General features: G+C 72.6%; 11 protein-coding genes. 6 read left to right on the top strand and 5 right to left on the bottom strand.

The genetic code is table 11. The features are described 5' to 3' along the window. Positions 1-233: 233 nt before the first annotated feature. From meaB to IPZ69_RS35165, 4 genes are all read right to left on the bottom strand, one after another. On the bottom strand, positions 234-1223 hold the full coding sequence (gene meaB / locus IPZ69_RS35180) for a methylmalonyl Co-A mutase-associated GTPase MeaB (protein ID WP_235458750.1): 990 nt from the start codon (positions 1221-1223) through the stop codon (positions 234-236). Positions 1224-1230: 7 nt separating this feature from the next. Next, on the bottom strand, positions 1231-3414 hold the full coding sequence (gene scpA, locus IPZ69_RS35175) for a methylmalonyl-CoA mutase (protein WP_235458749.1): 2184 nt from the start codon (positions 3412-3414) through the stop codon (positions 1231-1233). Further along, positions 3414-5231, bottom strand: a complete 1818-nt coding sequence (locus tag IPZ69_RS35170; protein ID WP_235458748.1) for a methylmalonyl-CoA mutase subunit beta — start codon at positions 5229-5231, stop codon at positions 3414-3416. The genes scpA and IPZ69_RS35170 overlap by 1 nt, the downstream gene beginning before the upstream one ends. 113 nt (positions 5232-5344) lie before the next feature. Beyond that, positions 5345-5854 (bottom strand): MarR family winged helix-turn-helix transcriptional regulator, encoded by a 510-nt coding sequence (locus IPZ69_RS35165; protein ID WP_235458747.1) that lies wholly within the window; start codon positions 5852-5854, stop codon positions 5345-5347. A gap of 88 nt (positions 5855-5942) precedes the next feature. Here IPZ69_RS35165 and IPZ69_RS35160 point away from each other — a divergent pair, with 88 nt between their 5' ends. Further along, positions 5943-6458, top strand: coding sequence for a YceI family protein (locus IPZ69_RS35160; protein WP_235458746.1), 516 nt, complete (start codon positions 5943-5945; stop codon positions 6456-6458). A 77-nt stretch (positions 6459-6535) separates the two neighbouring features. Here the strand turns inward: IPZ69_RS35160 and IPZ69_RS35155 are convergent, their stop codons facing one another. After that, complete coding sequence (locus IPZ69_RS35155) at positions 6536-8278, bottom strand: hypothetical protein (protein ID WP_374294929.1); 1743 nt, start codon at positions 8276-8278, stop codon at positions 6536-6538. Positions 8279-8472: 194 nt separating this feature from the next. Here IPZ69_RS35155 and IPZ69_RS35150 point away from each other — a divergent pair, with 194 nt between their 5' ends. The 5 genes from IPZ69_RS35150 (at position 8473) to IPZ69_RS35130 (ending at position 12304) form a co-directional block, all read left to right on the top strand. Continuing rightward, a complete protein-coding gene (locus IPZ69_RS35150; RefSeq protein WP_235458745.1) occupies positions 8473-8892 on the top strand; it encodes a cell division protein SepF in 420 nt (139 codons plus the stop codon). A gap of 81 nt (positions 8893-8973) precedes the next feature. Then, positions 8974-10200, top strand: a complete 1227-nt coding sequence (locus tag IPZ69_RS35145; protein WP_235458744.1) for an AAA family ATPase — start codon at positions 8974-8976, stop codon at positions 10198-10200. Next, positions 10197-10538: a nucleotide pyrophosphohydrolase gene (locus IPZ69_RS35140; RefSeq protein WP_235458743.1), complete on the top strand. Its 342-nt coding sequence runs from the start codon at positions 10197-10199 to the stop codon at positions 10536-10538. The genes IPZ69_RS35145 and IPZ69_RS35140 overlap by 4 nt, the downstream gene beginning before the upstream one ends. A gap of 236 nt (positions 10539-10774) precedes the next feature. Beyond that, entirely contained in the window at positions 10775-11245 is a 471-nt protein-coding gene (locus IPZ69_RS35135; RefSeq protein WP_235458752.1) for a DUF6099 family protein, read from the top strand. Between the two features lie 135 nt (positions 11246-11380). Beyond that, on the top strand, positions 11381-12304 hold the full coding sequence (locus IPZ69_RS35130) for an LLM class F420-dependent oxidoreductase (protein WP_235458742.1): 924 nt from the start codon (positions 11381-11383) through the stop codon (positions 12302-12304). Positions 12305-12324: the final 20 nt, after the last annotated feature.

The following is a 12324-nucleotide window of genomic DNA, read 5'->3' as shown; positions in this document are numbered from 1 at the left end:
CCGACGGCCCGTACAAGCCGGAGCACTACCGCTACTGACGTCCAGTCACCCCGAGGAGCGAACCATGCACCCCGACCACCAGGAAGAAGCCCAAGCCCCCGTGCTGTACCTGGCCGGGGTGGACGAGGACCCCGCCGAGTCCCACATCGTGCGCGGCATCGACTGAGGTACGAACCACGCGAGGGCCCCCGGATCCGTCCGGGGGCCCTCGCGTGGTTCGGTCGTCCCCGAGGTCAGCCGCCGGTGTCCCGGAACGCCTCCAGGATCCGCTCGGCGGCCAGCGTCGCCGTCAACGAGCCTTCCCTGACCCGCTGTTCCAGTCCGGGGGCGGCCTCGCGCACCGCGGGGTCGGCGTGCAGCCGGCCGAGCAGTTCGTCGCGGACCATCGCCCAGGTCCAGTCGACCTGCTGGTCCCGCCGCTTGGCGGTGAGCCGCCCGGTGGAGTCGAGCAGGGTGCGGTGTTGCTCCAGCCGCTCCCACAGGGTGTCCAGGCCGGTCGACTCACGGGCGCTGCAACTGAGCACCGGCGGCGCCCAGAAGGCGTCCTTGCCGTGCATCAGCCGCAGCGCACCCGCCAACTCCCGTGCCGCCGCCCGCGCGTCGCGCTCGTGCGGGCCGTCCGCCTTGTTCACGGCGATCACGTCGGCCAGCTCCAGGACGCCCTTCTTGATGCCCTGCAACTGGTCGCCGGTACGGGCCAGGGTCAACAGCAGGAAGGTGTCGACCATGTTGGCGACCGCGGTCTCCGACTGGCCCACGCCGACGGTCTCGACGAGGATCACGTCGTAGCCCGCCGCCTCCATGACCACCATGGACTCGCGGGTGGCCTTGGCGACCCCGCCCAGCGTGCCCGCGCTGGGGGAGGGCCGCACGAAGGCGTTCGGGTCCACCGCGAGGCGCTCCATCCGGGTCTTGTCGCCCAGGATGGAGCCGCCGGTGCGGGTGGAGGACGGGTCCACGGCGAGCACCGCGACCCGGTACCCCAGCGAGGTCAGCAGCGTGCCGAACGCGTCGATGAACGTCGACTTGCCCACGCCCGGCACCCCGCTGATGCCGATCCGCCGTGCCCGGCCGCTGTGCGGGAGCAGCGCGGTGAGCAACTCCTGCGCCAGCGCCCGGTGCTGCGGACGGGTGGACTCGACGAGCGTGATGGCACGGGCCACCAGGGCCCGCTTCCCGTCGAGCACACCCTTCACATACGTGTCGAGATCGATCGCTGCCACGGGGCCGCTACAGGTCGTGGCCGAGATCGGCCGACAGCCGCTTCACCAGGTCGTACGCCGCGTCCGGGATCACCGTCCCGGGCGGGAACACGGCCGTGGCGCCCATCTCCAGCAGGGTCGGCACGTCCTGCGGCGGGATCACCCCGCCGACCACGATCATGATGTCCTGACGGCCCTCCTCGGCGAGCGCCTCGCGCAGCGCCGGGACGAGGGTGAGGTGACCGGCGGCCAGCGAGGACACGCCGACCACGTGGACGTCCGCCTCGACGGCCTGCCGGGCGACCTCCTCCGGGGTTTGGAACAGCGGGCCGACGTCCACGTCGAAGCCGAGGTCGGCGAAGCCGGTGGCGATCACCTTCTGGCCGCGGTCGTGGCCGTCCTGGCCCATCTTGGCGACCAGGATGCGCGGCCGGCGCCCCTCGGCCTCGCCGAAGGCGTCCACCAGGGCACGGGTGCGGTCCACGGACGGGGACTCCCCAGTTTCGTTGCGGTACACGCCGGAGATCGTACGAATCTGGCTCTGGTGGCGGCCGTACACCTTCTCCAGGGCGTCGGAGATCTCGCCGACGGTGGCCTTGGCGCGGGCCGCGCGCACGGCCAGCTCCAGCAGGTTGCCCTCGCCGTCAGCGGCCCGGGTCAGCGCGTCGAGGGCATCCCGGCACTCGGTCTCGTCCCGCTCGGCACGCAGCCGCCGCAGCTTCTCGATCTGCTGGGCGCGCACGGAGGAGTTGTCGACCTTGAGGACCTCGATCGCCTCGTCGTTCTCCACCCGGTACTTGTTGACGCCGATCACCGGCTGGCGACCGGAGTCGATACGGGCCTGCGTGCGGGCCGCAGCCTCCTCCACGCGCAGCTTCGGGATGCCGGCGTCGATGGCCTGCGCCATGCCGCCCGCCTGCTCGACCTCCTGGATGTGCGCCCAAGCCTTGCGGGCGAGGTCGTACGTCAGCTTCTCGACGTAGGCGCTGCCGCCCCACGGGTCGATGACCCGGGTGGTGCCCGACTCCTGCTGGATGAGCAGCTGGGTGTTGCGGGCGATGCGCGCCGAGAAGTCGGTGGGCAGCGCGAGCGCCTCGTCGAGGGCGTTGGTGTGCAGCGACTGGGTGTGGCCCTGGGTCGCCGCCATCGCCTCGACGCAGGTGCGCGTGACGTTGTTGAACACGTCCTGCGCGGTCAGCGACCAGCCGGAGGTCTGCGAATGCGTGCGCAGGGACAGCGACTTGGTGTTCTTCGGGTCGAACTGCGAGACCAGCTTGGCCCACAGCAGGCGCGCGGCCCGCAGCTTGGCGACCTCCATGAAGAAGTTCATGCCGATGGCCCAGAAGAACGACAGCCGGGGCGCGAACGCGTCCACGTCCAGGCCCGCCTCGCGGCCCGCCCGGATGTACTCCACGCCGTCCGCGAGCGTGTACGCCAGCTCCAGGTCGGCCGTGGCCCCGGCCTCCTGGATGTGGTAGCCGGAGATGGAGATGGAGTTGTACCGCGGCATCCGCTGCGAGGTGTAGGCGAAGATGTCGGAGATGATCCGCATCGACGGCTTCGGCGGATAGATGTAGGTGTTGCGGACCATGAACTCCTTCAGAATGTCGTTCTGAATGGTTCCGGCCAGCTTCTCGGGCGGTACGCCCTGTTCCTCCGCCGCCACGATGTAGAGCGCCAGCACCGGCAGCACGGCGCCGTTCATCGTCATCGACACGGTCATCCTGTCGAGCGGAATCCCGTCGAACAGCTGCCGCATGTCGTAGATCGAGTCGATCGCCACGCCCGCCATGCCGACGTCACCCGTCACGCGCGGGTGGTCGCTGTCGTAGCCGCGGTGCGTGGGCAGGTCGAAGGCGACCGACAGGCCCTTCTGGCCGGCCGCCAGGTTGCGCCGGTAGAACGCGTTGGACTCCTCGGCGGTGGAGAAGCCCGCGTACTGGCGGATGGTCCAGGGCTGGTTGACGTACATCGTCGGGTACGGGCCGCGCAGATACGGCGCCATGCCCGGGTAGGTGCCCAGGAAGTCCAGGCCCTCCAGGTCACGGCCGGTGTAGAGAGGCTTGACGCCGATGCCCTCCGGCGTCTCCCAGAGCGCCTCCTCGGCGCCGGTCGCCCGCTTGAGCGCCGAACGCCATTCCTCGGCACCGCCGTCGGCGGCGGTTCCCTCGGCGGTCTCCAGCTCGATGCCGGAGAAGTCGGGGATTCCCATCAGGACACTCCCATGCGGTCGAGGGTGGCGGACAGCACGGCCACGGCGTCGCAGCCCGCGAACACGTACGAGTCGACGCCGGCATACCCCGAGGATTCAGCGGGGCGGCCCGCGAGGGCCACGTGCCCGGCGCCCGACGCCTTCAGGGACGCGGCGAGCTGCTCGGCCTGCTCCTCGTACAGCGCGTCGCTGGAGCACAGCACGGCCTCGGTGGCGCCGCTGTCCTCGAAACCGCCCTCGGTGACGGGCTCGATGCCGCCCGCCTGGAAGAGGTTGGCGGTGAACGTCGAACGCGCGGTGTACGCGGCGGCCGAACCGATCGTGGCGAGGAAGACGCGGGGTCGGGAGCCGGTGGCCGCGAGGTGGGCGTCGGAGCGGGCGCGCAGCGCCTCGTACGCCTCGTCGCGGCGCACCCGCGGCAGCCCGCCGGACGGCGCCGCGGGCGCGGGCTCGCGCTCCACGGGCTTCTCGGCGAGGAACGGGAACTCGCTGACACCGGTGATGGGTTCGCGCCGCTTGGCGAGCTTCGTCGTGCGCGCCTGCCAGGTCTTCGCCAGGTCGTCGCGGACCCGGCCGGAGCGCAGGGCGGCCGCCGGGCCCCCGTCGCGCTCGACGTGGCGGAAGTACTCCCAGGCGGCGCCGGCGAGTTCGTCGGTGAGCTTCTCGACGTACCAGGAGCCGCCCGCCGGGTCGATGACCCGGGCCAGGTGGGACTCCTCGACGAGGATCGTCGACGTGTTGCGGGCGATGCGGCGGGCGAACGCGTCCGGCAGGCCCAGCGCGTGGTCGAACGGCAGCACGGTGACGGCGTCGGCGCCGCCGACCCCGGCGGCCAGCGTGGCCACCGTCGTGCGCAGCATGTTCACCCACGGGTCGCGGCGGGTCATCATCACCGGCGAGGTGACGGCGTGCTGCACCTGCGCGCCCGCGCCGGGCGCCCCGCACACCTCGGCGACCCGCGCCCACAGCCGGCGCGCCGCGCGCAGCTTGGCGATGGTCAGGAACTGGTCGGCGGTGGCCGCGTAGCGGAACTCCAGCTGTCCGCAGGCCTGTTCGACGGTGAGCCCGGCTTCGGTCAGCTCACGCAGGTAGGCCACGCCGGTCGCCACGGACAGGCCCAGCTCCTGCGCGGCCGAGCCGCCGGCCTCGTGGTACGGCAGCGCGTCCACGGTCAGGGCGCGCAGCCCTGGGTACTCCTCCCCGCACCGCCGCGCGAGCGCGGTCACCGGCGCGAAGTCCTGGGCGGTCCCGGTGCGGGCCTCGTACCCCAGCGGGTCGGCGCCGAGGCTGCCGCGCACCGCCTTGGGGTCGATGCCCTTCTCCTCGTACAGCCCGAACAGTGCCCGCGCCGCCGCCTCGACGTCGCGGCCCGCGTCCAGGACGACCGGCGCCAGGTCGAGGTACACGCCGTCCAGGGCCCGGGCGAGCGACTCGACCCGGATGCCGCCCTCGCCGACCGCGAGCCACAGCGAGGTGACGCCGTTCTCCAGGTCGGTGAGGACCGCGCCGTCGGCGAGGGCCGTGTGCCGCTGCCGCACGTCCCAGCCGCCCACGGTGTTGCCCTCGGGGCGGCCGCCGCGCACGAAGGGGGCGAAGCCGGGCAGTCCGGGGTCGGGCGCGGCGTCGCGCTCGGTGTACAGGGGCCGGGTGCGCAGCCCGTCCTCAAGCGTCGTGGACAGGGCGTCCTCAGCTGCCGCGCCCGAGACTTCCTTGCCCGACTTGCGCAGCACGCCCTCGACGAGGGTGTGCCACTGCTCGTGTGTCGCGTCAGGGAACTCGGCGGCCAGTGAGAGCCCGTCGTCAGGCAGGACCGTCATGGTCGGATGCTAGGCCAGGCCGCTTTAGCGGCAGCAGCGCGGGGGCTGTGACGTTTCCCTCTCCGCGGCTGTGACCTGTGCCTCCCAGGTTCCGTACGACCCGTTTCGTACCGTCAGCAGGCCTCGGGGCAGGTCCCGTCGGCGAGCCCCGGCAGCAGTCCGCTCACCGCGTCGCGCTGCTCCGGTCCGACGAACTCGGCGAGTGCCTCCTTGACCGCCGCGGCGAGCAGCCCCGAGGTCTCCTCCAGGCGTCGCCGGGCCTTGTCGGTGAGGGTGACCTGCACGCCCCGCTTGTCGCCGCAGACCGTCTGGCGGGTGACCAGGCCGGCGTGCTGGAGGCAGGCGATCTGGTAGGTGAGCCGGGTCTTCGGGCGGCCCAGGAGGTCGGCGATCCGGGTCATGCGCAGGCCGTCCCGCGGGTGCTCGGCCAGCAGGCACAGGATGAGGAACTCGTCGTGGGAGACGTCGAGGTTCTCCTTCACCGCGGACCGCAGGCGCTGCTCCACCGCGCCGGTCGCGGCCAGCAGGAGCATCCAGGCGCGCAGTTCGTCGGGGAGCAGCCCGCTGCCCGTCAAGGAGGGGCATTCCGGCTGGTCGGCAGGGTGCTCGTCGGGGGCGGCCATGGTTTCGAGTCTACCTGTTGTTCAAATTTGGATGATGAGCTAGCGTGAGGTCATCCAAATTTGAACCACTGAATCCGGGAGTACGACCATGACCGTCGCCGTGGAAACGGGTATCTGGCAGCTCGACCCGACCGCCTCCGCCGTGGCGCTGCGGCACAGGACGATGTGGGGCCTGGTCAACGTGAAGGGCACCCTCGCCGCCGTCGGCGGCCGCGGCGAGGTCGCGGCCGACGGCACGGCCACCGGCACCGTGACTCTGGACGTCGCCTCGCTCGACACCAAGAACGCCAAGCGCGACACCCACCTGCGCTCGGCCGACTTCTTCGACGCCGACAACCACCCGGAGATCACCTTCGCCGTCCGCGGCGCCGAACTCCGCGGCGGCGACACGGCCCAGGTCGACGGACAGCTGACGGTCCGGGGCATCAGCCGGCCGCACACCCTCACCGCGCGCGTGACGTCGGCGGACGCCGAGGCGCTCACGCTGGAGGCGGAGTTCACCGTGGACCGCGCGGAGTTCGGCATGGGCTGGAACCAGCTGGGGATGATCCGGGGCCTGACGACGGTCACCGCCGCCCTGCGGTTCACCCGCGCCCAGGCCTGACCCGGGCGCACCCGGGCGGACCGGCCCTGGCCGTGGCCCGTACCGGCCGCCCCGGCGGCCGGTACGGGCGGTCCTCGTCAGCCGGTGGTACCGGCCGCTCCCGTCAGCCGGATGTCCTGGCTCGACAGCGTCTGCGGGCCGTCGGTGAAGGCGCGCAGCCGGATCCGCACGCCCGGCCGGGGGAGGGGGAACCTCCCCTTGGGCGCCCGGAGTTCGAGGCTCGTCGTGGTGTGGGCGGGAATCGTGGCCGGGCCGTGCCCGAGGGACCAGTACCTGGTCATCCCCTGGCCCGTGGTGAGCATGAAGTGCGGGGTCAGGGCGGTGCCCGCCGTGTTGGTCACCCGCACGGTCAGCGCCCGGACCGCGCTCGCCGAGGCCCGGCGCACCGCGGTGACCTCCATCCGCAGCGGCGGGGTCCCGGTCACCGCGAGCGCCGCGCTCGTCAGCGCCGGGACGAGCAGCAGCGCCACCGCGGCGACCAGGGCCGGACGCCGCCCCGGACCGGCCGGCGGTCGCGGCCGCGGCTGCCAGGCCCGCTCGAACTCCGACAGGGGCGCGGTGACCGCCGTCGCCAGCCACAACGGGGTCATCATCAGGTAGTAGCCGTCCTGGGAACGCGTCGCCAGGTAGAAGGCGCACCAGGGCAGCACGGTCGCCGCCGGGCCCAGCCGCCGTACGAACAGCACGAACAGCGCCAGCAGGGCGGCCGCCAGCAGCATGCTCGCGTGCCCGTACCAGTCGAGACGGTCGCTGCCGTTCGTGAAGTACAGCGAGATGTCCACCAGACCCTGGCCGTGCAGCACCGCCCCCTGGGTCAGCGGCAGCGCGATCCCCTGCAGCCAGCTGCCGGGCTCGTGCACGATGAAGTACGTGTTGATCAGCAGCCACACGGTGGCGGCGACCCCGGCGATCCGCAGGATCACCCCCGCGGCCGCCCGGCCGCCCAGCTCCCCGCGCCGCACCGCGTAGATCCCGGCCAGCAGGAACGGCGCGACGAACCAGGGAAGTTGCTGCGCCGCGCACGCCGCACCGAGACACGCGGCCCGCGCGATCCCGGCGGCACCGAGCCGCCCGCCGCGCCCGATCCGCGGCCAGCGCACCACCACCGGGATCAGCAGGGCCAGGCCGAGGATCGCCGGGTAGCCGAGCCGGGCGTACGACGGCAGGAACCCGAAGCCCAGGCACGCCATCGTCGCCGCCGAGCGCCACGGCACCGGCAGCATCCGCCACAGCACGATCGCGCCGACGATCAGCGCGCCGGTGCTCAGCGCCGTCGCCGGAGTGCCGCCGTGGCTCAGCCACAGCAGCGGGGCGGTGAGCAGCGGGGCCAGCGGTGGATATCCGTAGGTGAAGTCGTAGCCGCCGTCTATCGTCGGCGTGAGCGCGATGCCCTTGCCGGAGAAGAGCCAGGGCCAGGGCTGCCCGTAGACGGTGTGCCCGGCGACCAGCTCCCGGGCGGCCTGGGTGGTGAGGGCCGACTCGTCGCCGCCGCCGTGGTTCATGGCCCAGGCGCACAGGGTGAGCGTCACCGCCGTGACCAGCACCACCACGTCGACCCGGGCCAGGGACAGGGCCCGGCGGACGGTCAGGGCCAGCACGCCGGACACGAGGATCGCGGCGTAACAGACGGAGATGACGGCGGCCACGACGAACCGGTGGCCGGCCGCCTGCGTCCACACCGCGCGGGTCCCGATGAACAGGCTCACGTCGGCGAGGAGCGTCAGCACGCGGTGCCACTGCGCGGGGGCGCCCGGGGCGGCGGACACCGCCGACTGTGTCCGCCGGCCGGGTGTCACCAGCTGAGTTTCTGCCAAGTGCACGACACGGACGGTAAACGCGGCCGGTGAGCGGGGCGTCGACACAGGTGAAGAGTCCGGTGTGAGGCGGGTAAGAAGAGGCTTTTCCATGCATGTGTCACACGATGAGGCCGGGGAAAGCACCGCCGATCCTGTCGCGCTTCGTGTCGCTGTTGGGCCGAACGGGTGACTTGGCGTAAGAATTGGCTGGTGCAGGCATGGAGTGCGAGTCAGTTCGGGGGGAGCCGGTGAACCGTTACGACGCCACCGATGAACAGTGGGAGGGGCTCGCCCAGGTCGTGCCGCTACGGGGCCGGGACGCCTGGCCGTCCGCGGTGAACCACCGCTCCCTGCCCGAAGCGGTGACCGAGACCCGCCGCCGCTTCGTCGTCCTGCGGGTCAATGTGTTCGCCGACGCCCGCGAGGTGGCCGAGACGCTCATGGCGGGCATCCCCGTCCTGCTCGACCTCACCGGCGCCGAGACCGATGTCGCCAAACGCGTCCTCGACTTCAGCACCGGCGTGGTCTTCGGCCTGGCGAGCGGCATGCACCGCGTCGACCGCAACGTGTTCCTCCTGACCCCGCCCGGTACCGAGGTCAGCGGCCTGATGGAGGGCGCGGGCCTGTCGGGCACCTGAGCCCCGAGCCCGGTCCCCCGTTCGTAGGAAGGTCGCGAGGGCGGAACGGTTCGCCTTCCGGCGGAGCCCTACGGTCCGGACATGGCCGTGCCGCTTACGTCTTCCGTTACGTCTTCCGTGTCCGTCCCGCCTGATCGGGCGCCCGAGTCCGGCGCGCCCGAAGCCGTCCCGCCCGGCCGGGACGCCGTGGCGCGGGCGCGCGTCGTCGAGCTGCGGCCGGCCGCGTTCGCGGGCCTGCGCGGGGTCCGGGTCCCGCTGGGGCCGCTGACGCTGCTCACCGGGCCCAGCGGGTCCGGGAAGTCCAGTGCCTTGCGGGCGTACGAGGCGCTCGCCCGGCTCGGTTCGGGCGCGGCCCTCGCCGAGGTGTTCCCGGACCCCGCGGCCTGCGTGCCGGAACGGGCACGGCCCGACGCCCAGCGGCGGCGCGGATTTCGGATCGGCTGCACGACGGACGGTCCCGAGGGCCCGGTCCGGCTCGACGTCGCCGTGCAGGCCGAACCCGAACTGCGCATCGTGGGGGAGCGGCTGACCGCGGGCGGGGTCGTCCTCCTGGAGACCGCCCTGCGCGACCCGGGGCGGCGCGCCGTACAGGCCGCCTGGCACACGGCCGGATCCTCGCCGGTGACACGCGCCCCGCTCCCGGACGACCGGCTCGGCACCGCGCTGCTCCCGCTGCGCGTGGCCGGCAAGACGGACGGGCAGCGCCGGGTGCTCGCCGCCGCCGAACAGACGCTGGTCGCCCTGCGTTCCGTCTTCGCCTGCGCGCCGCGCCCCGAAGGCATGCGCGAGCCCGTCCCCTTGGGCTCCGGCCGGCTCATGTCCGGCTGCGACAACCTCGCCGACGTCCTGTGGCGCACCCGCGCGGAATGCGGACGCCGACACGCGCAGCTCGTCACGGCGGTGCGCGCCGGATGCGCCGGCCCCGTCGCCGACCTGGTCCCCGAACCCCTCGGCGACGGCACCGTGCGGGCGGTGCTCGACCGGGGCGACGGCATCCGGACCGGGCTCGGCCGGCTCGGCGACGGCGAGCTGAGGTACCTCGCGCTGGCCCTGGTGCTGCTCACCGGCCCCGGCGTCCTGGAGGTCGACACGCCCCACGAGGTGCCTGCCGCCCTGCGCACGCTCACCGTCCTCACCGACGGCCTGGACCGGGCCCTGGACGGACGGCAGCGGACCGAACTCCTGGGCCTCGCCGGGCGGATGTGCGGGCTCGGCCACATCCGCCTCGTCGCGGCGGTGAGCGACGCCTCGTGGGCCGCCGGGGCCGCCGGGGCCGCCGGTGTCACGGTGGTACACCTGGACCCGTGACGGAACACCTGGACGTGGCGAAACTCCAGCGCCGCCTGGCCGAGTTCGCGGCCGCGCGCGACTGGCAGCGCTTCCACACCCCAAAGAACCTCGTGGCCGCCCTCAGCGTGGAGGCCTCCGAACTGGTCGAGATCTTCCAGTGGCTGACGCCGGAGGAGTCGGCCCGCGTCATGGACGACCCCGACGGCGCGCGCCGCGTGACGGACGAGGTCGCCGACGTCCTCGCCTATCTGCTCCAGCTGTGCGAGGTGCTCGGCATCGACCCGCTCGCCGCCCTCGACGCCAAGATCGACCGCAACGAACGGCGGTTCCCGGTGCCGGAGAAGGGCGAGGAGTAGGAGCGGGGAGCGGAGGCCGAGGAGAGCACGGGGAGGGGGCGTGTCCGGAAAACGTAGGGAATGCCACATTCCGGAATTACGCTCCGCAGTCAAATTCCCGCCCGAATCCGAATTGTTGTCCGCAGATTTCCGTCTTCCACTGGCTTTCTGTCTCACGGACCCTCACTCTGGGTAATGAACAAGGGAGTTCGGGCGGAGGACGTGTGATGAGCACGTCGGACGGACGGGGACGGCCCATGGATGCGGTGCGGCTCATCGTGACCAGCAGGCGCGCCTTGGCGGGCAGCGGCGACGTGCCTCAGACCCTGACGGAGGTGTGGCAGGCTCAGGCCCTGGCGCAAGCGATCGGCAGCCGCCTGGCCGTCTCCGGCCCGCCGGAGCTGCGCGGCGAGGCGCTGGGTCTGACCGAGCTGGCGGGCCGGGGCTGTGGCGTCCTGGACACCCCGGAACTCGACCAGAGGGACCTGCTCGCCGCCCAGCTCACCGAACTGGACGACGCCCGCCACGCCCTCCTGTGCCTGGGCGGCCTGCTCGCCGAGGTCGGCATCGCCCTCGTCGGCATAGCCAGCGGCGCGGCCGACGAGGGGACGTACTGGCAGTGCATGGAGGCGATCGACGCGGCGGACGAGTCCCGCGACCGGGTCCGCGAGATGCTCCGCAAGCTGGCGGCGCGGGAGGAGGCGTTACCGGAGCGGGGGCCGGGGTGACCGAGCGCGCCCCGACTCCACGGTGTCGTCGGGCGGCGTCGGCTGAGGTCGGCCGGCGTCCCCCTTCCTTGACCGACACCCGGGACGGGGGGTGCCGATGGGGCTGGAGTGCCCCTCGGCGTGCAGGATGGATGTATGGACCTTCGAATCTTCACCGAGCCCCAGCAAGGGGCGACCTACGACACCTTGCTCACCGTGGCGAAGGCCACCGAGGACCTCGGATTCGATGCCTTCTTCCGCTCGGACCACTACCTCCGCATGGGCGACGTGGACGGCCTGCCCGGCCCCACCGACGCCTGGATCACCCTCGCCGGACTGGCCCGCGAGACCAAGCGCATCCGCCTCGGCACCCTCATGACCGCCGGAACGTTCCGTCTACCCGGTGTCCTGGCCATCCAGGTGGCCCAGGTGGACCAGATGTCCGGCGGCCGGGTCGAACTGGGCCTGGGCGCGGGCTGGTTCGAGGAGGAGCACACGGCGTACGGGATCCCGTTCCCGAAGGAGAAGTTCGCCCGTCTGGAGGAGCAGCTGGCGATCGTCACCGGCCTGTGGGCGACCGAGGTCGGCAAGACCTTCGAGTTCCACGGCACGTACTACGACCTCACCGACTCCCCGGCCCTGCCCAAGCCCGCCCAGGCGAGGATCCCGGTGCTGATCGGCGGCCACGGCGCCACCCGCACGCCGCGGCTGGCCGCGCAGTACGCCGACGAGTTCAACATCCCGTTCGCCTCGATCGAGGACAGCGAGCGGCAGTTCGGCCGGGTGCGTGCCGCGGCCGAGGCGGAGGGCCGCCGGGCCGACGACCTGACGTACTCCAACGCCCTGGTCGTCTGCGTCGGCCGGGACGACCAGGAGGTCGCCCGCCGGGCCGCCGCGATCGGCCGCGAGGTCGACGAGCTGAAGGCCAACGGCCTGGCGGGCTCCCCGGCGGAGGTGGTCGACAAGATCGGCCGGTACGCCGCGATCGGCTCGCAGCGCCTCTACCTGCAGATCCTCGACCTCTCCGACCTGGACCACCTGGAGCTGATCTCCTCCCAGGTCCAGTCGCAGCTGCCGTAACGCCTCGTGGGCCACGCTCG

This window comes from Streptomyces olivochromogenes (assembly GCF_021538895.1).
GTDB lineage: Bacteria > Actinomycetota > Actinomycetes > Streptomycetales > Streptomycetaceae > Streptomyces > Streptomyces olivochromogenes_A.
Note: the sequence above shows the minus strand (reverse complement) of the source record. Positions and strands in the feature narration are given on the sequence as shown.